A 23,585-nucleotide genomic window follows, 5' to 3' on the forward strand; every position below is an offset into this window, starting at 1 on the left:
TATTACCGATATTGCCAACCAATTAGCTTTTTTACACAAAAACCATGTCCGACTTCCGTTTAACAGTTTTTCATACCGTTGCCAAAAGGCTCAGTTTTTCAAAAGCTGCAGAAGAACTGTATATCAGCCAACCTGCTATTACTAAGCATGTGCGCGAACTGGAACAACAATACAACAACAAACTATTTGAACGTAAGGGAAATAAAATTGAACTTACTCTGGCTGGAGAAACATTATTAAATCATACGGAAATCATCCTTAACATGTATAGGTCGATGGATTTCGACATGAACAGCCTCTTACAGAAACACAAAGGACTACTTAATCTTGGAGCAAGCACCACCATCTCACAATACATCATTGCCCCAATACTTGCGGGTTTTAAGAGAAAGTTTAATGAGATAGAGTTAAAATTACTTACAGGTAATACAGAACAAATAGAGAGTGCTTTAATTGACAAAGAAATTGAACTAGGCATTGTAGAAGGTCGTTCAAAAAACCAGGAAATTAGTTATACAGATTTCATAAAAGACGAGATTGTCCTGGTTTGCCATAAAAATCATCCATTAGCAAAAACTTCTGAAATTGATCCATCAGCACTTCCTTCCTACCAATTTATTATACGCGAACAAGGATCGGGCACAAGACAAGTGGTGGACCATTCACTAAAAACAATAGGACTACGAACAGCTGATTTACCTATTGAGATTCAGCTGGGTAATACCGAAAGTATAAAATCTTACCTGATGCATTCATCGGCAATAGCCTTTCTGTCGATACATTCAATCAGCCAGGAGCTCTTGAATGGAGAATTACGTATCATAGAAATCAAGGGGCTCAGTATAACAAGAAATTTCTATCTTATTCATCTCCAGGGCAACCAAAACCCGATTGTTAATAAAATGATGAGGTTTGCTATGCTTCATTATAACTTATAGTAATAAGCCATAGGCATTAGGAATAATAATCCACCACATAACCGAGGTAATTTTGCTTTCGAAATAAGCAAGATTTATGGAGTCCTCAAAAAAAAACCTCATTCAAAAAACAGCCTTTATTGTCACTGCGCTCCTGTCCTTATGCCCTTTTATAACGCCTGTAATTTCCTTAACACTAGGAATACTATTTGCACAACTCATACCCCATCCCTATTCAACAGCCAGTCAAAAGGCAACCCAGCAATTATTAAAGATTTCTATTATTGCCCTTGGTTTTGGCATGAACGCATCAAGCGTAATCAAATCTGGTCAGGAGGGAATATTATTTACGATTGCGTCTATATTTATTGTACTTACCATAGGCTATTTCATCGGCAGATCCTTAAAAATTGATTTAAAGACATCTTCGCTAATCTCTGCTGGAACAGCAATATGTGGAGGAAGTGCTATCGCAGCATTATCACCAGTAATCAGAGCAAATGAGAAACAAATTTCAATAGCATTAGGAACAGTGTTTATACTCAATGCGCTAGCCCTAGTAATATTCCCAACCATCGGTCATTACTTCCGTTTATCGCAATCACAGTTTGGTCTATGGTGTGCAATTTCTATACATGACACCAGTTCTGTTGTTGGTGCAGCCAGCAAATACGGGGAACAGGCCTTACAAATCGCGACAACCGTTAAACTAGCAAGAGCATTGTGGATCATCCCTGTATCTCTTGCTGCTACCTATTTGTTTAAAACAGATAAAACTAAAATTCAGATTCCGTATTTTATCGGGTTATTTATATTGGCTATTGTTGCAAACACATATATTCCTTTCTTTGCAAAATCAGGACATTATACAACACCTCTAGCAAAAGCATTATTAAGCCTAACCTTATTCCTCATTGGTTCAGGCTTACCAATTAAAACATTAAAAAATATTGGCCTAAATCCTTTTTTACAAGGAACTGTTTTATGGGTTATTATTTCAGCTGCCGGTCTTTTTGCAGTTATAACTTTGGCATAAGACTTCATTATTTGAAATAAACTGTAATAATTTAGCTAAAGCGGTATATTTGCTGTCGATACACGTTGCATCACAATTAAAACAACAAATCAGACATAGATGAATATCTTATTATTAGGTTCCGGCGGCAGAGAAAGTGCTTTTGCCTGGAAGATCAGCCAGTCTTCGCAATGCTCACAACTGTTTATCGCACCAGGTAATGGCGGCACAAATGCTTATGGTAAAAACATAAACATTAATCCCAATAACTTCGATGCTGTAAAAGCGCTGGTCCTTAAAGAAAACATAGACCTGGTAGTTGTTGGTCCTGAAGAGCCTCTTGTAAATGGAATTCACGATTTCTTTATCAATGATGATGAGCTGTCAAAAATCCCCGTAATAGGCCCGAAAAAAGAAGGCGCCATTCTGGAAGGTAGTAAAGATTTCTCTAAACAATTTATGGCACGCCATGGCATCCCTACACCTGCATCCGAATCGTTTACCAACGAAACTTTGCAGCAAGGGCTGGCTTACCTGGAGAACCATAGTTTACCAATCGTATTGAAAGCAGATGGATTAGCCGCTGGTAAAGGCGTAGTTATTTGTCAGACTGTAGCTGAGGCTAAAGACGAATTGCAATTGATGCTTGGAGGTAAATTTGGTACAGCAGGCTCACTTGTTGTAATAGAAGAATATCTAACAGGAATTGAGCTCTCGGTATTTGTACTTACTGATGGCGACAACTATGTAATTTTACCAGAAGCAAAAGATTATAAAAAGATTGGTCAGGCTGACACTGGTTTAAATACAGGAGGTATGGGTTCTGTTTCTCCAGTTCCATTTGCCGACAAAAAGTTCCTTGATGCTGTAGAAGAAAGCATCATCAAACCAACAATTAATGGTCTTAAAAAGGACAAAATTGATTATACGGGCTTTATATTTTTCGGTTTATTTAAAGTTGGCGACAAACCAATGATTATAGAATACAATTGCCGCATGGGTGATCCGGAAACGGAAAGCGTGATGTTGAGAATTGAAAATGATCTTGTAGAACTATTCATGGCTACGGCGAAGAGAAAACTGAAAGACTATAAATTAAACATCAGCCCTAAAAATGCAGCAACAGTAATGATAGTTGCCGGTGGATACCCAGGTGATTACGAAAAAGGGAAAGCGATCAGTGGAATTGAAAATGTACGTCAGTCTCATGTATTCCATGCTGGAACAGCACTTGAAGGAGGCGTAGTGAAAACTAATGGCGGACGTGTTTTAGCGATATCAAGCTTGCAGGATAGTCAATTCGAAGCCTTACAATCAGCAACAGCTGACGCAGCCCGCATTTATTTCGACGGTAAATACTTTAGAGAAGATATCGGATTTGACCTGGTATAAAACAGGGTATCTTAAATAAGAAAAGGGTCTAAGCTAATTGTTTAGACCCTTTTAAGTTTATGCTATTCTATATCTTTAAAAGACAGAATAAAATTAAGGTTTCAATTTCAATCCGGAAATCCCTGTAACCACTTCTTCTTCCTCTTCTTTTCCTTTCTTACCTTTTTTCTTCTTTTTCTTAGTATTACCACCATTCAAGCGATCTTCTAATACCTTTTCAAACTCTGGTAACTGATCTCCTTTTAAGATTGTCCTGATGTTATCATTTGTATCATTCTGAAGCTTATAGAACTTAGTTACGTCATCTTCCTTTGATGTACCGGCTTGTTGCCTTTTAATTAGCTCCAATTGCTGCTTAGACATATCGAATACGTAATTATAAATTACACTTTTCTGAGTTGGAGTTAATTTCAGTCTCTTTTCCAACTCGTCTACATTCTTAACAGTCATCTCCTGAGCTGTAGGCATCTTTGGTTGCTGTGCTTTTCCATGCAAATTAACAGCTAACAACAACGCTACAACTAAAATATATCTTCTCATAATCTTGTCTTTCTACCTGCGCAATTTAAAGATTATCAATCTCAAAACCAAAACTACATTAAGCATAGAACAAAGCAAACTACACAAGAAAGTGTTATAAAACCTACCAGACCTTGAAATAATTACAAGATGATAAGTATATAATTACAGGATGAATACAGGGTTGCGCTACCCTTGAACTACCGTTACGCTACCGTTGAGATACCCCTAAGGTAGTTTAACCCTATCGCAAGGGTAGCTCAAGGGTAGCGCAACCTAGTAGTTAGATAGTGATTATCTTGTAGTTATCCTGTATTCATTCCTTTAAATAATACATTAGTAAATCAACAAAAAAGGGCGAATAGCCCGGAAAACCCGAGCTATTCGCCCTTTTTTACATTTGTGAAAGGAAAATGCTTATTTTCCCTTTCCTAGAATCTCTGCAAGTTTTGTTTGCAATTGCTCACCTCTAATATTTTTAGCGATGATTTTACCTGATGGATCAATTAGGAAGTTTGCAGGAATACCACGTACACCGTACATTTTTGAAGCTGCATTATCCCAACCTTTCAAATCAGATAGTTGTGTCCAGGTTAAACCATCTTTTTCAATAGCATCTAACCAATTTTGTTTCTTACCAGGATTATCCAATGAAACCCCTAGAACAGTAAAGTTTTTATCTTTAAAAGCATTAAAAGCTTTTACTACGTTAGGGTTTTCAGCACGACATGGACCACACCATGAAGCCCAGAAGTCAAGCAATACATACTTTCCACGGAAATCAGATAATTTAACCGGTTTATCATTCACATCATTCTGTGTGAAATCCATAGCCATTTGACCTACACCTGTTTTTTGTGCAGAAGCAATTTCCTGAGCAATACTTTTACCCAGATCAGATGCTTTTACTGCAGCAGAAAACTTATTGAATTCTGCTTCTGTTCCCTTAAGATCAGCATCAATATCCATAGTTTGTTTATAAGCTACTAAACCTACATAAGAATTTAAGTTAGCAGCATAAAACTGTTTGTTCAGCGCATCCATTTCTTTTCTGATAGCTTCATCACGACTATAAACAGTCTTCATATAAGCCTCATCCTTGCGTTGTTCTGGTGTTTTGCTATAATACTCATTCATTAACGCCATATTTTTTTCGCTGGCCGACTTAGTTAATGCTTTATATTTTGCATTATCATCATTTACTTTTGAACCAGATATAGTTGCATATTTTACAGAATCCTTAGTAGATACAACTTGTATTGCACCTGGCTCCAGGTAAAGCATGATCGCATCAGTCGCTACACCACGTTGTGCAGGAGCTGAATCATGTTTAATCCTAATTGAGGCCTGTGTTACTCCAGCTACTGAACCGGTAAAAGCAAATTTACCTCCAACAATATTTACTGAATCGATAACCTGGCTGGCTCTTGGGCCATAAGCCAAATATGCTTTTGCAGGCGAACCTAAGTTGCCAACCTTACCGTTGACGGTGAATTTTCCTTGGCCTTGAGCCATTACGGCAACAGGCAATAAACAAGCGGCGATCAATGCGATCTTCTTCATAGTATTCTTTTTTGAAATAATAAGTTTGGTTATTCTAAGTTCAAATGTAAAGAATAGACCTAAAATATAACGCATAGTTTATTGTAATATTATAGTAGCTTTTGGAAGGTTCGCCACCAAAGATCAGGCATTTCACCATTCACAGCAGTGGTATAATCGTCGTAACGACAAGGCACAAGATGAAAGCGTTCATTTTTAGACATTCCTGTCGGATATGGCACCTGCATCCACCAGCGATCAGATTTTTTACTTTTGACAAAAAGCATTTCCCCTGATCCATCGTTCAGGCTTGCCCTATAAATTATGTAATGAGATTTCGGCGTTAACGGAAAATCCTTTTTACGGTTATAATATCCATCCACAAAATACCAGACCATTTGTGCAAGAAGCATTGCAGTCTGTCCATTCTGATCAAAAGCAGGGTTAAACTCATAAAAACCAATGGAAGTTAACTTATCACTCATCCCAGCATAACGGGCAATAGCACAGGCCTGTTCCCCATAAAAGCCATTAGGACTGGCATTAGCATTGGCTCCTGCATCAGATGAACGTATAGCCCCCATATCGAAACTGATCATACTTGCATTACGGATTATAGGTTCAGTAATGGTAATATCATTAGAAAATTCTCCCAGACGGTGAACATCAAAATAAAGCTTGCTCATCACCTTTAAGCTATCTTGATTCACAAAGTAAGTCTGATAACCAATATTGCTAAAATTGAACAGATAATTTGGTTGATGTAAAAGTATTTTGTTCAGATAAGTATCTGATTTGGCTGCAAGACCATCCTGATCTTCTTCATCAAGATCAAACTTACTGTCGACTACTACCAGATCTACCTTTTGCTCCAGGCTCTCATAAGCAAGATACTGCGCATAGGTCAGGTCTTGTCCCCCGCCTATAATAATCGGTACAATATCTAATTTGATCAGTTCAGAAACAACCATCTTTAGCGCGATATAAGTATCAGAGATGGAAGCTCCTGCTTTAATGTTTCCCAAATCGATTATGCGGGTAGTAAATGCTCCCTCATTCAAGCTATAAAATTGTGCTCTAAAATAGTCCGGGGCAAGCGCACAGCCTTCATTATTTACTGCGGCACGATCATCTTGTACCCCAAAAATGGCAATATCGTATTCTTTTCCCTCCAGATCAGGGAATTTATCGGTAAAGAATCCAACCTTTAAACCTAGCTGACTGGTATAGAATCCCTGTTTTGGTGTAAAATCATCGGGGTTTACGGGAGAAAAAAAATCTGATAAAGACATATTGTAATATAATGTATGCCATCAAATATCTATTTTTGGGCGCATATATTAATGAACATCCTAAAAAAAGTGAAATGATATTGGTTACCGGTGCCACTGGGTTTTTAGGAGCTGAGCTTATTCATCAGTTAACTGCCCAAGGCATAAAGCTCAAAGCATTGAAGCGTAAACAGTCTGTTATTCCTGATTTACTTAAGGACAACCAGCTGATTGAATGGGCAATTGCCGACATTAATGATCTATCTGATCTTGAAGAAGCATTCGATGGTGTAGACCAGGTATACCATTGTGCCGCCCTTGTTTCTTTTAACCCAAAAGACAAAGCAAAGTTGCTTAAGATTAATATTGAAGGAACCAGCAATATTGTGAATTTGTGCCAGGAATTGAATGTCCGGTTACTGCACGTTAGCTCTGTTGCCGCTTTAGGTAATGCTAAAAAAGGTGCATTAATTACCGAAGCGGATTTCTGGGAGTATGACGCTAAAGCTCATTCTTATGCAATTTCTAAATATGAAGGCGAAATGGAAGTCTGGAGGGGGATATCCGAAGGACTTGATGCCGTTATTGTAAATCCGAGTGTAATTATTGGCAAAGGAGCGGGTTTTGAAGGTAGCGGCGCGATCTTCAAACTGGTAAAAGATGGCCTTTCTTATTATACAAGAGGTGCAACAGGAATTGTTGATGTCACAGATGTTGCCAAATGCATGATTGCTTTAATGAACAGTAATGAAACCGCTGAACGTTTTACCATCTCTTCAGAAAATTACCATTACAAACAATTTTTCGGAGAAATTGCTGCAGGGTATGGTGTTAAAGCTCCATCTAAAGAAGCAAAACCATGGATGTTAAACATTGCCTGGAGAGCTGCTAAACTAGGCTCCTTATTTACAGGAAAACCAGCCTCACTAACCAGTGATGCAGCCAGAAGCAGCCTAAATGAAAGTCTCTACAGCAATGAAAAGATTAAAAAAACCATTGGTATAAATTTCAAACCGCTAAAACAAAGTATAGAAGAGATTTGTAAACAGCATTCTTAATTTCCATCTGAATTACATTTTTCATTAATTCTTACGAAAGTATCAGCGTTTTATTCATTTTCTTCCAATTTTGGCAAAAAACCATAATCGTTTCCTATCTTTGAGGCAATTATTAGCACCATATAACCACCTAATACCATTACTCCTTAAAGGATGAAGCAGAAGAATTTTTACATCATAGATTTTGACAGTACATTTACCCAAGTTGAAGCTTTAGATGAGCTTGCAAGAATCTCTCTAAGTAAGCATCCTGAAAAGGACGCTATTTTTCAAAAAATTGAAGACTACACCAATCTTGCAATGGAAGGAAAGCTTTCATTTGGTGAAAGTTTGGCACAAAGGGTAAAGCTGCTGGAAGCTACAGAAGATCATTTGAAACAACTGATCAAAGTACTTAAAAAGAAAGTATCTGCTTCATTTTCACGTAATGCTGAGTTCTTTAAAAAACATGCTGACGAAGTACTCATTGTTTCTGGTGGTTTTAAAGAGTTTATTACCCCGGTTGTAAGTCAGTATCACATTAAAAAAGAGAACATTTATGCCAATACTTTTGTAACTACTGGAGATGGAAAAATTATAGATTATGACCATTCCAATCCTTTAAGTGAAGAGGGTGGAAAAGTAAAACTAATGCAGCAAATGAACCTTGAAGGCGATTTGTACGGCATTGGTGATGGTTACTCTGATTTTCAGCTTCGTGAGAGTGGCTTAATTAAAAAATTCTATGCTTTTACTGAAAATATTTCCAGAGAAAGCATCGTTGAAAGAGCAGATCACGTTACTCCGAGTTTTGATGAGTTCTTATATGTTAATAATCTGCCTAGAGCTATCTCCTACCCCAAAAACAGGATTTTATGCTTGATTATCGGTGAAGTAGATCCTAAAAGTATTGAGCTATTGAAGAAAGATGGTTTTTCTATCCGTCATAAGACCAGCTTCGAAGAGAAATATGTTGCGGATGTACATATGATGTTACTTGCTGATGGAGAAAAAATAACAAAAAACCAATTAGAAAGAGCTGTTACATTAAAGACGATTGGTTATCTTGGAAATTCAAAAAACAAGATCGATCTGCAGAAGTGTACCGAACAGGGAATTGTGGTTTTTGATGACCCTAAAGGTAACCCACATAACAATATGTTTATTCCTAAAAGGATAATCGACTTCATGAATACTGGCACCACACATTTGAGTAGTAATTTCCCGAATCTGCAATTGCCGAGAATAGATAAGTCACACAGGCTGATCCACATCCATAAAAACGTACCTGGGATTATGGCGAAAATCAATACCGCTTTTGCTTATCACGATATTAATATTGTTGGTCAGTTCCTGATGACCAATTCGAGCATTGGTTATGTAATTACTGACATCAACACGGAATACGATAAGCAATTGTTTAAATTCTTAAAGAAGATTGAACATACTATAAAATTCAGGGTACTGTATTAACAGGGTAAGCCATCCATTCCTTACATTTGTGGTAAACTAACTTATTAAATGGAACTTACACCACAGATTAAAGAAAAACTGGATAAGCTACAGGAAAAGTATGCTGCCATGGGGCAGGATATGGCATCTTACCTGGACGGTTTATTATATGCAGATTTTTTAACTTATTGGGATTATATCCACCTCGATACCTTATTAAGTCTGCAAAATCCAAAGACTCCCTTCCCAGATGAAGAGATCTTTATCATGTACCATCAGATTACGGAGCTTTACTTTAAGCTTTCCTTACATGAGTTTAAACAGGTAGCAGAACATCCAGATTTAACTGTTGAGTTTTTTACTACAAGAGTAAAACGCATTAATGCTTACTTTAATGCATTAACGACTTCTTTTGAAGTCATGGTTGATGGAATGGAAAAGGATCAATTTCTGAAATTCCGTATGTCTTTATTACCAGCAAGTGGCTTTCAGTCTGGTCAATATCGGATGATTGAAATTTCTGCCTCAGATTTTAGCCGATTAATAGATAAGAGCAAAAGAGAAGAGCTGGCAAATGCTACAATTGAAGAACAGTTTGAATACATATACTGGAAATTTGGTGCTACAGAATTAGCAACCGGTAAACAAACGCTTACACTAAAACAGTTTATCAATAAATACGCAGCTCAGTTTTTACAACTTATAAAGGACAGGCAGCAAAGTAATTTTAGTGCACTTTACCATAAATTTCATGGTGAGGGGTATGATGTAACTGCCCTGGCCGAGGAACTGAGAAAGCTTGATTTATTTGTAAACGTGGAATGGCCATTATCGCATTATAAATCTGCAGTCAGGTATTTGGAGCGCGATCCTGTTGATATTGCAGCAACCGGTGGTACCAACTGGCAAAAATACTTGCCTCCGCGCTTTCAAAAAAGAATTTTCTATCCGTTTTTGTGGACTGAAGAGCAAATGGAAGAATGGGGCAAGGGCTGGGTGCTTAGTGTTTTAAAGGAACTTCGCTAACAACAATTTATACTATTTTACAAATAAAAAACATAAATAGTAATACTATTTTCAAAATACATTTATAAAATAGTGTTACTATATTTGCAAATCATTTACAAAATAGTACTAGGAATTTTCACAAAAGGAGCGTTTATCCTTCTCTTTATGCCCATCTCGACAAAAAACAGATCACTGTTTTAACGGGAATGAGACGTACGGGAAAAACCACATTGGTAAAACAATTGATGATGGAATCGTCAATAGCTCAAAAATATTATTTTGACTTAGAACGAATGGATAATCGTCTTTTGTTTTCGGAGATCAACTATGAGACCATCATCTATTCTCTAACTCAACGGGGTGCAAATTTCACTGAAAAGGTATTAATTGTTATTGATGAAATCCAATATTTACCCACTTAGTTTTACTGAATTACTTTCATTCAATGGGGTTCTGGAGACAAAGATTACATTAAATAGTGCAGAAAAATTTGTGCGGACAGAGTATGAGAGGCTAAAAGGTTATTATGAAACCTATATCAATTACGGGGGATTTCCTGAGGTTGTCTTATCAAACTCTATTAATGAAAAGAAAGACATGATACAGGATATCATCAGTAGCTACATCAATTTTGATATAGCTCTGCTCTCCGATATCAGAAATCCCACCAATCTGTACAAGTTAATAAAACTATTATCAATACGAATAGGCACAAAACTAGATATATCTAAGTTAACCAGCTTAACAGGTATATCCAGATATACTGTAGAGAACTACATGGATTTATTGGAACAAAGTTACTTAATCCGCACTATACCTGTATTGTCAAAAAGCCCAGACAGAGAAATCACCAAGGCAAAAAAGATATATTTTCTAGATAATGGGATTGCCTCAATTTCTGGTGAAGCAGGCAGTGGTGCCCTTTTTGAAAACGCCATTTTTAACCAGCTACACCACAAGGGAGCTATTAACTATTATCAGTTGAAAACTGGAAAAGAAATTGATTTCATCCTGGATCAGGAAAGATGTTTTGAGGTAAAAGAAACCGCAGATGAAGCCGACTTAAGAAATACAGTACTTTTAGCTGAGAACCTTGATATCAAAAAGTGTAATGTAATAGGCCGACACCCGGTTAAACTTTTTGATGGCTACATATGGGCGGCTTTATTCATTAACAAATGAATAAATATCTCACTAATAATGACCACTGTGAAGGCAATTTTTGTTAAATTTGCAATAAGTAATTACTACTACAATGAATGATACACTTGATATAACGATCACAAAAGCTGAAAACAGCAGACTTACAGTAACTGATTTTTCTCAGTTGCCTTTTGGGAAGGTATTTTCTGACCATATGTTTATTGCGGAATATGATAACGGCCAGTGGTCAAACCTACAGGTCCTGCCTTATGGTCCAATCCCAATGAGTCCGGCTATTTCTGCGTTACATTATGGACAAGCTATTTTTGAAGGTATGAAGGGATATCGTCAGGCTAATGGTAAAATCAGTGTATTCAGACCAGAGAAAAACTTTGAGCGTTTCAATAAGTCGGCCGCACGTATGTCTATGCCAGCTATTCCTAAAGAAATCTTTATGCAAGGTATTGCAGCATTGATCGATATTGATGAAAAATGGGTTCCTGCACAAGAAGATTATTCTTTATACATTCGTCCGGTAATGTTTGCAACCGACCCTTATCTAGGGGTTAAGCCTTCTGATAAATATATCTTTGCTTTGTTAACTACACCTACTGGTCCATATTACAGCAAAGCATTAAAAGTTAAAATTGAAACAGAATATACACGTGCAGATGATGGTGGTGTTGGTTATGCCAAAACTGCTGGAAACTATGCACGTTCCTTATTCCCATTTGCTGAAGCTCAAAAAGAAGGTTTTGATCAATTGATCTGGACTGATGCTGCATCTCATGAATATATTGAAGAAGCTGGAACAGCTAACCTGATCTTTGTGATCAATGGTAAATTGGTAACTCCTTCAGTTAGAAGTACTGTTTTAGATGGTGTAACCCGTGATACAATTATTCAATTGGCTAAAAAAGCAGGTATTGAAGTTGAGGAAAGACGTATAAGTGTAAAAGAGATCATTGAAGGTATTGAAAATGGAAGCCTTACTGATGCTTTTGCAGCAGGAACAGCAGCAACCGTTACACCTATTGGACAGATTGGTTACCAGGGTAAAGTTTATACGCTAACTGATCCTTCAACACGCACTATCTCTGCAGGAATTGCTAAAACCCTTAACGACATCCGTTACGGATTAATTCCAGACGAGTTTGGCTGGAATTGGGTTTTGTAATCTATAGATTACAAATAAAGAATATATAGGCGCCTTTGAATAATGGCGCCTATTTTATTTTAATCCTTATCCTTTATTTCGTTAATCCCTTTTCCTAAGACGTTGCTCCCTCCTCTTAATACGCTCTTGCCTATCCGCTTTTCTCTTTTCAAAGCTAGCTATCTTAGCTTTTATCTCTTTTTCCTTTTGTGGAGTAAGTCCTACACTATATTTTACTCCCTGAAGTAGCGTTTTCCAGATAAAATTAAAAAAAGAAGCTGTTTCTATGCGCTCGTGCATAACCGGAGCTTTAATCAATACTCCATTAGCATCAGGATTATCAGACCTGATGATTAATGCATTTGCAAGAAAAGACATCAACCCTTGTTTTACAAGTCGGCCCTCCCCTTTTGCTTTCTTTAATAGCGACACAGAAAGGTCCTTATAAGCAAAGGTCACTTCCCCTTTCGCCAAATGGTCATTAGCCTGAATATCAAACTCCAGTTTATTAATATATCCACTATTAAACTTCACTAATCCAAGAGGCCTGGTAATACGATTTAGCGCTTTTCCCTCCATATTATTTAAGCTTCCGGAATAAGAAAAATCACCATTCTTTGCAGTAAGATCAAACTTGAGATCCACATTCAATTTACCCGATCCCATTAGTGAAGAGCTCAGATTAGCTTCCATAAAGTGATTTTTGGCTTTAATCTTCTCGTCGTTGGTTACATTAGAAATTGTTCCCCAGGTTCGTTCAAAAGTAACAATACCCTTATTTTGTCCATCCTTATCAAACTCCGCGTAACTTATGTCAACATTCTTTATGTTCAGCTTTTCTATACTTAGTTTATCCTGAGCTCTTTGAAGTAATTGATGCGGAAATTGCCCCTTTTTGATCTCTACTTTTCTAGGTAACGTATTGTTATTTACTACTGCCAGAGACCCATTTGCAATATTCATTTCTTTAGCAAACAATTCGTGTTTTAATATATACAGAGGTAAATTAATTCCTGTAAAACCAATATCACTGATCTGCATGTTATACCGATCTTTCGCGTACCCCAAATCACTTCCAAACTCGCGCTCTGAATAACGCGGCTCTACATTAAAGTTTTTAACATTTAATATCCCGGAAGAAGAAGCGAAATCAAGTTGGTTAAATTTAATGTAGTATAAGCTATCGGGAGTTGAATAACTATAATTATTCAGGTTGATGACCACATCTTTTAGGAGATAAATCCTACTCTCATCCTTAGCAGAATTAGCATCTATAAGCCAATCCTTAAGCGTTACATTTAAATTTTCAATAGCATCAATTTCAGGTTTTTCACCATTATTATTAACGTATTTAAAACTTGCATTCTTAAAATCTACAGTTTGAATACGCAGTTCTTTAAGATATTTTGAAATGTAATCATAAGGAGATTGCTTAGGTTGAGGGAGTTTTTGATCATTAAAATCAAATTGCCTGTTCACCATTTCAACATATGGGTTATCAAACAACAGAAGGTCAATATTTAACCGTTTATCCCTCCATAAACGCCAGGGATGGAAATTGCGGATAGCCAGTTTTTTAAGTTTTATATGATACAGATTATTAGGTGCTTTTCTGGTGGTAATCATGCGATGGTAAACCGCAGTATCCGGCATAATTGTAACATCCGTTAATGATGATATTCCAGTAAGTGCATTGACATTAACCCCCGAAAACTCTATTCGATAAAGGCTATCTGTTGTTTCCAGAACCAACTCCTTTATCTTGGATGTAAAAATAGGTTTAAGTTTAGCTCCCAAATACAATGTAAAAGCTGTTAGCAATAACGCTACGAACAGCAAAGAAGCAGCAAACCATCTTAAGATCATATATTTCTTTCCAGCTTCTACGGCCATAAGCAAGTAAGTCGTTTAGCCTAATATACATATTTAGCGGGAAGAGACAAGGCGCTTAATCTTTAATCTTTGCTTCCTTTTCTTTACTCTTTTTTCTTTGTTCTAATCTCTCTTCCTTCTTCTCCTTAATTTTCTCCATGGCCTGTTCAGGTGTTTTAACAGGAACGACTGCGAGGCCTACCGTTTCACGCATTCCGATAAAAATGCTTTTCCACATCATGTTAAAGAAAGATGCTGCCGGAGTTCTTTCAAAGGTAATATTTGCCGTTCGTGCAGGTTCATCCTTGCTGGGATTTGCATCTTTTATCAGCACCTTGTTAGCCAGGAAGGACAAAAAACCTTTCTTTTTTGGTGGCATTCCCAATTCCCCTTCTTTCAGCAAGTTGATTTTAAGATCAGTATAGTAAAAATGAACTGTACCAGAAGAGCCTTTTGCATTAGCACGTATATTGAAATCGGCTTTCTGCATTTTCCCACTTTCTATACCGACAAGGCCCATATTTTGTGCCATAGGACTTAAAACCTGCAAATTCATTGGTGCTACATTCCCATTATAGCTAAATGCAGCATTCTTATCCGTAAGATTAAAATCTATCTGTACATTTATACGGCTTGTTTTCATCACTAGAGCAGTAAGATTTGCTACCGCATGATTATTCTTAGCAAGTGCCAGGGTATCATTGGTAACATTAGCAATCTCTCCACTTAGATTCTGAAAATATACTGTTCCTCTTTTCTGACTAATGGGGTTATATTCTGTATAGGCAAGGTCAATATTCTTTAATTCCACAACATTAATAATAGTTGGGATAGTTAAACGTTTTAACGCGACGTGAGGAAAGTTCTTTACTTTGTCTAAACCCGGAGGAGGAGGCAACTCTCGATTAACAAAAATATTTACTGTTGCTGGCCCTATTTTCAAAGAATCTGCCTGTAGTTTTCCTTCTGCATTTAGTAGAGAAAAGTTCACACCCTCCAAACTGATTGTATTAAACTTGAGGTCATAACGGTCCTTTCCATAACGATATTTACGCGTGAAAGTAAGATCCGGATGCATTGGAATCATTTGGAGTCCCTTAATATCGACACCTTTACGCAGTGCGGAACCGCTGATTGTATCAACTTTAATGGTATACATTTTATCTTTACTTAATGATTTATACCCTATCAGTTTCATTCCTATATCCTTTGCATAATAGAATCTTGTGGTATCAAACTGAGAAACTGAATCCAATCGGAACTCATTAACGTTTATACTTAAATTTTTAACACCATGCATTTTCCTTCCATTATCTCCATTAATATAATCGAAATCTGCATTAATGATTTTGATGGCCTTAACATCAATAGATTTGACCCTGTTAGAAATAAGCTCATATAGCGTTTTATCTTCATTGATCTCAACAGGAGGTTTCTTAATAGTATAATGAGTCATATTGATCGATGGATTATCCATAATGATCGACTTTATCTCTACATCTCTTTTAAAATATGCAGTCAACAAGGCAACCCTATTTAATTGCAGTTTTTTAAGCTTTACATGAAACAAATTAGCTGGAGCAACTCTTAGTTCTTTAAGCTGATTATAAACAGAAGTATCTGGAATTAAGGACACTTCGTGAAGCGCTACAGTCCCAGTTAGGACATTCATACTAATGTCTTCAAAATCGAGTTTATAAAGATGAAAAGAGCGATTATACACTCCATCTTTAAGTTTTTGAGAGATCATCGGTTTCCATCTTAACATAAGTAATAAAAACCCTACAGAACTGATAAAAATCAATATTAGAAGTACAATTACCCACTTTTTAGGTCTATACTTCCCCGAGCCATTTTTGTAAAAAAACCAATGCATATAACCAGTTCTAACAATTTCGACGCCACAAAAATGTTTTGTGGCATTTCCATTACTGCCAATCTGTCATTTTTAAATTAAATTCTGTATTTTTGATGCCCATAATAATGTTAACCATTTATGATTGATTTACAGCTTACAGATAAAACACACGATGAAGAACGCCAGGGAGAAGCTTTGGTTATAGATGCACCTTTAGTGCGTAATGGAAGGAAACTGTATATTGAAAGCTATGGTTGCCAGATGAATTTTGCTGATAGTGAGATTGTCGCTTCTATTTTATTAGATCAAGGCTTTGAAACTACCGGTGACTATAAAGAGGCTGATGTCGTATTTATAAACACCTGCTCTATTCGTGAAAATGCAGAGCAGCGCGTACGTAACAGGCTGTCGCAATTCGGTGCTGAAAAACGCAGGAACCCTAAATTGATTGTAGGCGTACTAGGTTGTATGGCTGAACGTCTGAAATCAAAATTTCTTGAAGAAGAAAAGTTGGTTGATGTAGTCGTTGGTCCTGATGCTTATCGTGAACTTCCACAATTATTAAGTGAGGTAGAAAGCGGTCATAAAGCGATTAACGTATTGTTATCCCGTGAGGAAACTTACGCAGACATCAGTCCGGTTCGTTTAAATGGAAATGGCATTACTGCTTTTATTTCTATTATGCGTGGCTGCGATAACATGTGCTCATTTTGTGTAGTACCCTTTACAAGGGGGCGCGAAAGGAGCCGTGATCCGCATTCTATCTTAGCAGAAGCAAAAGATCTTTTCGATCGTGGATATAGAGAAGTAACTTTATTAGGTCAAAATGTTGATTCTTACCAGTGGAGTCAATCTCAAACTGAAAAAACAAAATCAGACGACCTTAAAGACGAAATCAATACATTAACCGGTGATGCATTATTAGATGCGCTAAGTAAAGAAAGCGAACTACCTACCCACCGTTTAAAAGCCGGGATTGAGCATGCTGAAGTAAACTTTGCTCAATTACTGAGCATGGTTGCGGAAATTAGTCCGGAATTAAGAATTCGTTTTTCTACTTCTCACCCAAAAGACATTACCGATGAAGTATTGTATACGATAAAAAAGTACGACAACATTTGCAATTATATACATCTTCCCGTGCAATCTGGTAACTCAAGGATTCTAGCCTTGATGAATCGGACTTATACACGTGAGTGGTACATGAACAGGATTGATGCGATTAGACGTATTATACCAGGTTGTGCGATCTCTGCAGACATTATTGCTGGTTTCTGTACTGAAACCGAGGAAGAGCATCAGGATACGTTAAGCATCATGCATTATGCCAGGTATAATTTTGCATATACTTTCTCTTACTCAGAACGTCCTGGAACCTTGGCTGCACGTAAGTATAAGGATGATGTACCGGAGGATGTAAAAGCACGCCGCTTAGCAGAGATTTTCAAAAAGCAACAAGAAGACTCTTTAGCCTGTTTACAAGAATTTGTTGGGAAAACAGTGAAAGTATTAATCGAAGGCTTTTCTAAAAAATCTGAAAAAGAATATAGGGGTAGAAATGACGAAAATGCAATGGTTGTTTTTCCAGTTACAGAAAAAGTAAAACCAGGAACATATGCGTATGTTTATATAGAAAGTTGCACGTCTGCTACTTTAATAGGAAGAGTGGTTGATGAAGAGAAACAATCTTAAACAAGCCAAAGAGACACTTTAAATGGATATACAAGATATTAAAAACCGCTTTGGAATTATAGGAGGCTCTCCGCTACTAAACCGTGCGATAGATATAGCCAGACAGGTTGCACCAACTGATATGTCTGTATTAATAACAGGAGAAAGTGGTAGTGGTAAAGAGGTTTTCTCGCATATCATTCATCAATTGAGTACTCGCAAGCATGGAGCTTTCATTGCCGTAAACTGTGGTGCTATTCCTGAAGGAACTATCGATTCAGAACTTTTCGGACATGAAAAGGGCTCCTTTACAGGTGCCCACGAAGCCCGTAAGGGCTACTTTGAAGTTGCTAATGGGGGGACTATTTTTTTAGATGAAGTTGCAGAATTGCCCCTTGGTACACAAGCACGTTTATTAAGAATCCTTGAAAGTGGTGAATACCTGCGTGTAGGTTCATCCAAAGTACAAAAAACCGACGTACGTATTATTGCTGCAACAAACGTAGATGTATACAATAGGGTTAAATCGAACAAATTCCGTGAAGATCTGTATTATAGGTTAAACACAGTTCCACTACGCATACCCGCACTTCATGAGCGAAAAGAAGATATATATCTGTTGTTTAGAAAATTCTCTGCCGACTTCAGTGATAAATATAGAAGTCCGGGTATACAACTTGAGCCTGAAGCGATACAAATCTTAAGCAATTACAGCTGGCCAGGAAACGTAAGGCAGCTAAAGAATATAGCTGAACAGATTTGTGTGCTGGAGAAAGAAAGAAATGTAAGTGCCTCTGCATTATTAAATTACATCCCAAATGAAAGTGCGGCCAATTTACCTATGGCAATAAACAATCCAGGGAAGGAAGATTTTACAGAACGAGACATTCTTTATAAAGTCCTTTTTGACATGAAGAAGGACATGATGGAACTGAAAAAGTTAGTTGCCGAAATTATTCAAAGTGGAGGAAACACAGCTCATATAATTGCTGATAACCCGCATTATATCAATCAGCTTTATCAGGATGTAGATCAGACAGATGGACATGAAGCTACCCTGACTATCAAGAATCCATCTCAGAGTTCACCAGTTGATTACAACTACACACAAGATGCAGAAGAGGTAGAAGAATCTCTTTCACTTGTAGACAAAGAGTCTGATCTGATTAAAAAGGCATTAAAAAAGCATAAAGGTAAACGCAAATTTGCTGCACAGGAATTAGGTATTTCAGAACGTACTTTATACAGAAAAATTAAAGAACTGAACTTAAATTAAGATGAAAAGATTATCCATATTGTTTTTGTTGGCCATTGCACTTAGCGGATGTAAGATCGCCTTAAACGGAGCTTCAATTCCTGCAGAAATGAAGACTGTCAATGTACAGGTTTTTGAAAACAATGCTCCCCTGGTAGTACCATACTTAAGTTCACAGTTTACTGAAGAACTAAAAACAAGGATACGTAATCAAACCAGTTTAAGTATTAATGCAAATGATCCTCATGGTGTTTTCTCTGGAAACATTACGGGATACAGTGTTACACCAGAAGCGATCACTGATAACAATAATCCTGTAGCAGGAGCAAACAGACTCACCATCTCTGTTTCTGTAAAATATACGAACAACCTGAATCCTAAACAGAGTTTTGAAGAGACATTTTCAAGATATAAAGTATTTAAGCTAACAGGAAGTCTTCAATCTATGGAACAAGGATTAATTAAAGACGTTACTGCTCAGCTTACAGAGGATATTTTTAACAGGGCTTTTGCACAATGGTAGGCTAATTAAAGATCAATTATTAACTTAGCAACGTGGAGCAGGAATTAGATATCAAACAACAACTGGCGGAATGGCTTTCCAAGCCTGAAAGTGTAACCAGGGAAAATGCTCCTGTGTTAAAAGATTTAGCATTGCTATATCCTTATTTTCAGCCGTTACACTTATTAATTGCCAGAGCTACGCTACAGTCGCCAGAACAAAATAACAATCTGGCAACAGCCGCTTTATATACCAATGGGCAGCAACTTCATCATTTCTTACATGGTGATAAAGAATCTGCACGTACCGATTTTAATATCGTTCATCTTTCTCCGGCTCAAACTAGCGATCAACCCGAACCTATTGAGGTATCCGCAATAGATGAAGTTCAACTTGAGCCCCAAGCAGAACAAGAAACTGATGATCAGGAAGTTTTCGAAGAAATCACCGAGATTGACTTAAACAATTTCAAATCTCAGGAGATTGATAACGGCCCAGGATCATCAGCAGAAAAAGAAGAGGTTGATGATATGGTTATTGAAAATATTGTCTCTTCAGATTTCTTTGCCTTTCAGGAGAATTTTGTAGCAGAGACAGTGATCCCAGATCAGGAACATCCTGATTTCAAAGCTTCACCAGCACCGGAACCTACAAAACAGGAAGAACCTATTGTGATCAGTAAATATGATGATGATCAACTTCCTTATACATTCTTATGGTGGCTGGCCAAAACCAGGAAAGAACATCAACAAATATTCCAGCCTTATGCTTCTCCTAAAAAGGGAAAGCAAGAAGGAGAAACACAGCCTGCAAATATGCAAAGGCCTGGTGAATTGCAGCATCAGTATGTAGAACACATATTCCATCTGCAAAGTCCTTTTAATAGCGATGAAGAAGGTTACACTACAGAAAACTTCAGAAATCCTAGTAAGGGAGATGAGATCATTGAAAACTTCATTAAAAAAGATCCTCAAATCAGTCCGCCAAAACCAGAGCAGATAGATAATGAGAATAAAGCTAAAAAAAGTGCCGAGGATGATAATGATCTGGTATCCGAGACACTAGCAAAAATTTATATTGAGCAAATGCTTTACGACAAGGCTATAGAGACTTATGAAAAATTAAGTTTGAAGTTTCCAGAAAAAAGCCGTTACTTTGCCGACCTTATCCAATCTATAGAAAAGAAAATTTAACCATATAACATATTATGCTTTTTTTAATTATTTTATTAATCATTGTTTGCGTTGCTCTAGGCTTATTTGTATTAATACAAAATCCTAAAGGCGGTGGCCTAGCTACTGGTGGTGGCGCGGGCAGCAACATGTTCGGCGTTCAACGTACAGGCGATGTTCTTGAAAAAGGCACCTGGGTATTATTAACATTAATTGTTGTGCTTTCATTATCGATCACCACAATTGCTAAATCTGGAGGTTCTTCAGGTAGTGGAGCTCCATCAAAAATCCAGGAACATTTAGACAAAACAGTTGCACCTTCTCCAATTGGAAGTAGAACGGCTCCTGCTAACGCTCCTGCAGCAGCAGATACAACAAAGAAATAGAACTTTTAAAGTTTAAGATAAAGCCTGGTATAAATTATACCGGGCTTTTTTGTGTTCTGCCACTCTGACACAAAAACTCATTGTTAAAATCTTATAGCTGACAAGGCAGTGCAAATTTGTCAAGCATATTTGTATTGGCATAAAAACTGATGTACGAAAGCCGAGTAGTTAATACGTTTTAAATTTTAACTTAAAAAATAAACTAATATCAAGTTATGGCTTTAAACCTTAAACCCATTTCAGGTTCTGCAAACAGAGTTATTGTTGAGCCTGCTGCGGCAGAAGAAAAGACGGCATCTGGAATCTACATTCCTGACACTGCAAAAGAAAAACCATCCAAAGGAACTGTTGTATCCGTTTCAGACGAAGATTCAGAAGGTAAAAAACCATCTGTTAAAGTAGGTGATGTTGTACTTTATGGTAAATATGGTGGCACAGAGCTTCCTATTGATGGTAAAGACTATTTGATCATGCGCGAAAGCGATATCTACGCTGTACTTTCTTAGTACCTGGATATTAAATGATTGGCATGCCCCGTCGAGGGCTATATAGCTAAAAACACAAATTAATTAATCATTAAACAATAGTATCGACAGGTATATCAGGAAAATCCTGAGAAATACCGGCAGATACTTACTACTAAAACAATGGCAAAACAAGTAAAATATAATGTAGAAGCCCGTGACGCTCTGAAAAGAGGTGTTGATACTTTGGCTAATGCTGTAAAAGTAACTTTAGGTCCAAAAGGACGTAACGTAATTATTGACAAGAAATTTGGTTCACCAGCAATCACTAAAGATGGTGTTACTGTAGCAAAAGAAATTGAGTTGAAAGACCCAATTGAAAATATGGGTGCTCAAATGGTTAAAGAAGTAGCTTCTAAAACTGCGGATATTGCAGGTGATGGAACTACAACTGCAACTGTATTGGCTCAGGCAATAGTTACTGCTGGTATTAAAAACGTTGCTGCTGGTGCAAATCCAATGGATTTGAAACGTGGTATCGACAAAGCGGTTACTGCAATCGTTGAAAACCTTAGAACTCAATCACAAACTGTAGGTGAAGACAATAACAAAATCAAACAAGTAGCTTCTATTTCAGCTAACAATGATGAGGTTATTGGTGCTTTAATTGCAGAGGCAATGGGTAAAGTTGGTAAAGATGGTGTTATTACTGTTGAAGAAGCAAAAGGAACTGAAACTGAAGTTAAAACAGTTGAAGGTATGCAATTTGACCGTGGTTACTTATCTCCATATTTTGTAACCAATGCTGATAAAATGGAAGCGGAATTAGAAAACCCTTACATTTTGATCTATGACAAAAAGATCAGCAACATGAAAGAATTATTACCTGTTTTGGAAAAACAAGTTCAAACTGGTAAGCCTCTATTGATCATTGCTGAAGATTTAGACGGTGAGGCATTAGCTACTTTGGTAGTGAACAAGATCCGTGGTTCTCTGAAAGTTGTTGCTGTTAAAGCTCCAGGTTTCGGTGACCGTCGTAAAGCTATGTTAGAAGACATCGCTATCTTAACTGGTGGTACTGTTATTTCTGAAGAAAGAGGTTATAAATTAGAAAATGCTGACCTTACTTATTTAGGTACTGCTGAGAAAGTTGTTGTTGATAAAGACAACACTACTATCATCAATGGTGCTGGTCAGTCTGACGATATCAAAGCGCGTGTTAACCAGATCAAAGCTCAAATTGAGACTACTACATCTGATTACGATAAAGAAAAATTACAAGAGCGTTTGGCTAAATTAGCTGGCGGTGTTGCTGTTCTTTATGTTGGTGCTGCTTCTGAAGTAGAGATGAAAGAGAAAAAAGACCGTGTTGATGATGCTTTACATGCAACTCGCGCAGCGGTTGAAGAAGGTATTGTTGCTGGTGGTGGTGTTGCTTTCATCCGTGCTATTGAAGCATTAGAAGGTATGAAAGGAACAAATGATGACGAGACGACAGGTATCCAAATCATTCGTCGTGCTATTGAAGAGCCTTTACGTCAGATCTGCCAGAATGCTGGTATTGAAGGATCTATTGTAGTTCAGAAAGTTAAAGAAGGTAAAGCTGACTTTGGCTATAATGCACGTACAGATGTTTATGAAAACTTAATTGCAGCTGGTGTTATCGATCCAACTAAAGTTGGTCGTGTAGCATTGGAGAACGCAGCTTCAATTGCAGCTATGTTGTTGACAACAGAAGTTGTATTGGCTGATGATCCAGAAGAAGCTCCTGCAGGTGGCGGTATGCCTCCAATGGGTGGCGGCGGCATGGGTGGTATGATGTAATCATTAACCACTCGTTAAATATTTTAAAAACTACAGGAATTTCCTGTGGTTTTTTTTTATTCCTATCATTTTATTCTAAAACTCTTAATTCAAACAAAAAATTAATTACTTTTATACAGCATCCTGTAT

At 37.2% G+C, this 23,585-nt stretch carries 21 protein-coding genes; 16 read left to right on the forward strand and 5 right to left on the reverse strand.

Going from position 1 to position 23,585, the window contains the following annotated elements:
* Positions 1-44: 44 nt before the first annotated feature.
* The 3 genes from WC623_RS03295 to purD all read left to right on the forward strand — a co-directional run bounded on the left by WC623_RS03295 (position 45) and on the right by purD (position 3,324).
* The gene (locus tag WC623_RS03295) at positions 45-938 is read left to right on the forward strand and encodes a LysR family transcriptional regulator (RefSeq protein WP_372848088.1); all 894 of its coding nucleotides are present in this window, start codon (positions 45-47) and stop codon (positions 936-938) included.
* 76 nt (positions 939-1,014) lie between these two features.
* Positions 1,015-1,953, forward strand: a complete 939-nt coding sequence (locus tag WC623_RS03300) for a YeiH family protein (RefSeq protein ID WP_372848089.1) — start codon at positions 1,015-1,017, stop codon at positions 1,951-1,953.
* 99 nt (positions 1,954-2,052) lie between these two features.
* Entirely contained in the window at positions 2,053-3,324 is a 1,272-nt protein-coding gene (gene purD, locus WC623_RS03305; RefSeq protein WP_372848090.1) for a phosphoribosylamine--glycine ligase, read from the forward strand.
* A gap of 93 nt (positions 3,325-3,417) precedes the next feature.
* On the opposite strand, the gene WC623_RS03310 is transcribed toward purD, so the two are convergent.
* From WC623_RS03310 to WC623_RS03320, 3 genes are all read right to left on the reverse strand, one after another.
* Positions 3,418-3,864 (reverse strand): hypothetical protein, encoded by a 447-nt coding sequence (locus WC623_RS03310; RefSeq protein WP_372848091.1) that lies wholly within the window; start codon positions 3,862-3,864, stop codon positions 3,418-3,420.
* Positions 3,865-4,260: 396 nt separating this feature from the next.
* Complete coding sequence (locus WC623_RS03315; RefSeq protein WP_372848092.1) at positions 4,261-5,406, reverse strand: redoxin domain-containing protein; 1,146 nt, start codon at positions 5,404-5,406, stop codon at positions 4,261-4,263.
* An 89-nt stretch (positions 5,407-5,495) separates the two neighbouring features.
* Positions 5,496-6,677 (reverse strand): formimidoylglutamase, encoded by a 1,182-nt coding sequence (locus WC623_RS03320; RefSeq protein ID WP_372848093.1) that lies wholly within the window; start codon positions 6,675-6,677, stop codon positions 5,496-5,498.
* Between the two features lie 74 nt (positions 6,678-6,751).
* Between WC623_RS03320 and WC623_RS03325 the strand changes: the two genes are divergently transcribed.
* From WC623_RS03325 to WC623_RS03350, 6 genes are all read left to right on the forward strand, one after another.
* The gene (locus WC623_RS03325; protein WP_372848094.1) at positions 6,752-7,714 is read left to right on the forward strand and encodes an NAD-dependent epimerase/dehydratase family protein; all 963 of its coding nucleotides are present in this window, start codon (positions 6,752-6,754) and stop codon (positions 7,712-7,714) included.
* Positions 7,715-7,867: 153 nt separating this feature from the next.
* Positions 7,868-9,166, forward strand: a complete 1,299-nt coding sequence (locus WC623_RS03330; protein WP_372848095.1) for an HAD-IB family phosphatase — start codon at positions 7,868-7,870, stop codon at positions 9,164-9,166.
* A gap of 48 nt (positions 9,167-9,214) precedes the next feature.
* Positions 9,215-10,171, forward strand: coding sequence for a tryptophan 2,3-dioxygenase family protein (locus WC623_RS03335; RefSeq protein WP_372848096.1), 957 nt, complete (start codon positions 9,215-9,217; stop codon positions 10,169-10,171).
* Between the two features lie 188 nt (positions 10,172-10,359).
* Positions 10,360-10,575 carry an AAA family ATPase gene (locus tag WC623_RS03340; RefSeq protein WP_372848097.1) on the forward strand — a complete coding sequence of 72 codons (216 nt, stop codon included), beginning with the start codon at positions 10,360-10,362 and terminating at the stop codon, positions 10,573-10,575.
* Positions 10,550-11,335 carry an ATP-binding protein gene (locus WC623_RS03345; RefSeq protein ID WP_372848098.1) on the forward strand — a complete coding sequence of 262 codons (786 nt, stop codon included), beginning with the start codon at positions 10,550-10,552 and terminating at the stop codon, positions 11,333-11,335. The genes WC623_RS03340 and WC623_RS03345 overlap by 26 nt, the downstream gene beginning before the upstream one ends.
* Positions 11,336-11,408: 73 nt before the next feature.
* On the forward strand, positions 11,409-12,473 hold the full coding sequence (locus WC623_RS03350; RefSeq protein WP_372848099.1) for a branched-chain amino acid aminotransferase: 1,065 nt from the start codon (positions 11,409-11,411) through the stop codon (positions 12,471-12,473).
* Between the two features lie 81 nt (positions 12,474-12,554).
* On the opposite strand, the gene WC623_RS03355 is transcribed toward WC623_RS03350, so the two are convergent.
* Positions 12,555-14,345 (reverse strand): hypothetical protein, encoded by a 1,791-nt coding sequence (locus WC623_RS03355; protein ID WP_372848100.1) that lies wholly within the window; start codon positions 14,343-14,345, stop codon positions 12,555-12,557.
* A gap of 55 nt (positions 14,346-14,400) precedes the next feature.
* Positions 14,401-16,092: a hypothetical protein gene (locus WC623_RS03360; protein WP_372848101.1), complete on the reverse strand. Its 1,692-nt coding sequence runs from the start codon at positions 16,090-16,092 to the stop codon at positions 14,401-14,403.
* 228 nt (positions 16,093-16,320) lie between these two features.
* Between WC623_RS03360 and WC623_RS03365 the strand changes: the two genes are divergently transcribed.
* The 7 genes from WC623_RS03365 to groL all read left to right on the forward strand — a co-directional run bounded on the left by WC623_RS03365 (position 16,321) and on the right by groL (position 23,456).
* Positions 16,321-17,874 (forward strand): MiaB/RimO family radical SAM methylthiotransferase, encoded by a 1,554-nt coding sequence (locus WC623_RS03365; RefSeq protein ID WP_372848102.1) that lies wholly within the window; start codon positions 16,321-16,323, stop codon positions 17,872-17,874.
* 22 nt (positions 17,875-17,896) lie between these two features.
* Positions 17,897-19,129 carry a sigma-54 interaction domain-containing protein gene (locus WC623_RS03370; protein WP_372848103.1) on the forward strand — a complete coding sequence of 411 codons (1,233 nt, stop codon included), beginning with the start codon at positions 17,897-17,899 and terminating at the stop codon, positions 19,127-19,129.
* Between the two features lies 1 nt (position 19,130).
* Positions 19,131-19,631, forward strand: a complete 501-nt coding sequence (locus WC623_RS03375; RefSeq protein ID WP_372848104.1) for an LptE family protein — start codon at positions 19,131-19,133, stop codon at positions 19,629-19,631.
* 32 nt (positions 19,632-19,663) lie between these two features.
* Complete coding sequence (locus WC623_RS03380; protein WP_372848105.1) at positions 19,664-20,803, forward strand: hypothetical protein; 1,140 nt, start codon at positions 19,664-19,666, stop codon at positions 20,801-20,803.
* Between the two features lie 14 nt (positions 20,804-20,817).
* Positions 20,818-21,168: a preprotein translocase subunit SecG gene (secG, locus tag WC623_RS03385; RefSeq protein WP_372848106.1), complete on the forward strand. Its 351-nt coding sequence runs from the start codon at positions 20,818-20,820 to the stop codon at positions 21,166-21,168.
* A gap of 215 nt (positions 21,169-21,383) precedes the next feature.
* Complete coding sequence (gene groES, locus WC623_RS03390; RefSeq protein ID WP_349784033.1) at positions 21,384-21,674, forward strand: co-chaperone GroES; 291 nt, start codon at positions 21,384-21,386, stop codon at positions 21,672-21,674.
* Positions 21,675-21,815: 141 nt separating this feature from the next.
* Complete coding sequence (gene groL, locus WC623_RS03395) at positions 21,816-23,456, forward strand: chaperonin GroEL (protein WP_349784032.1); 1,641 nt, start codon at positions 21,816-21,818, stop codon at positions 23,454-23,456.
* Positions 23,457-23,585 lie beyond the last annotated feature (129 nt).

This window comes from Pedobacter sp., assembly GCF_041645105.1.
In the GTDB taxonomy this organism is placed as follows: Bacteria; Bacteroidota; Bacteroidia; order Sphingobacteriales; family Sphingobacteriaceae; genus Pedobacter.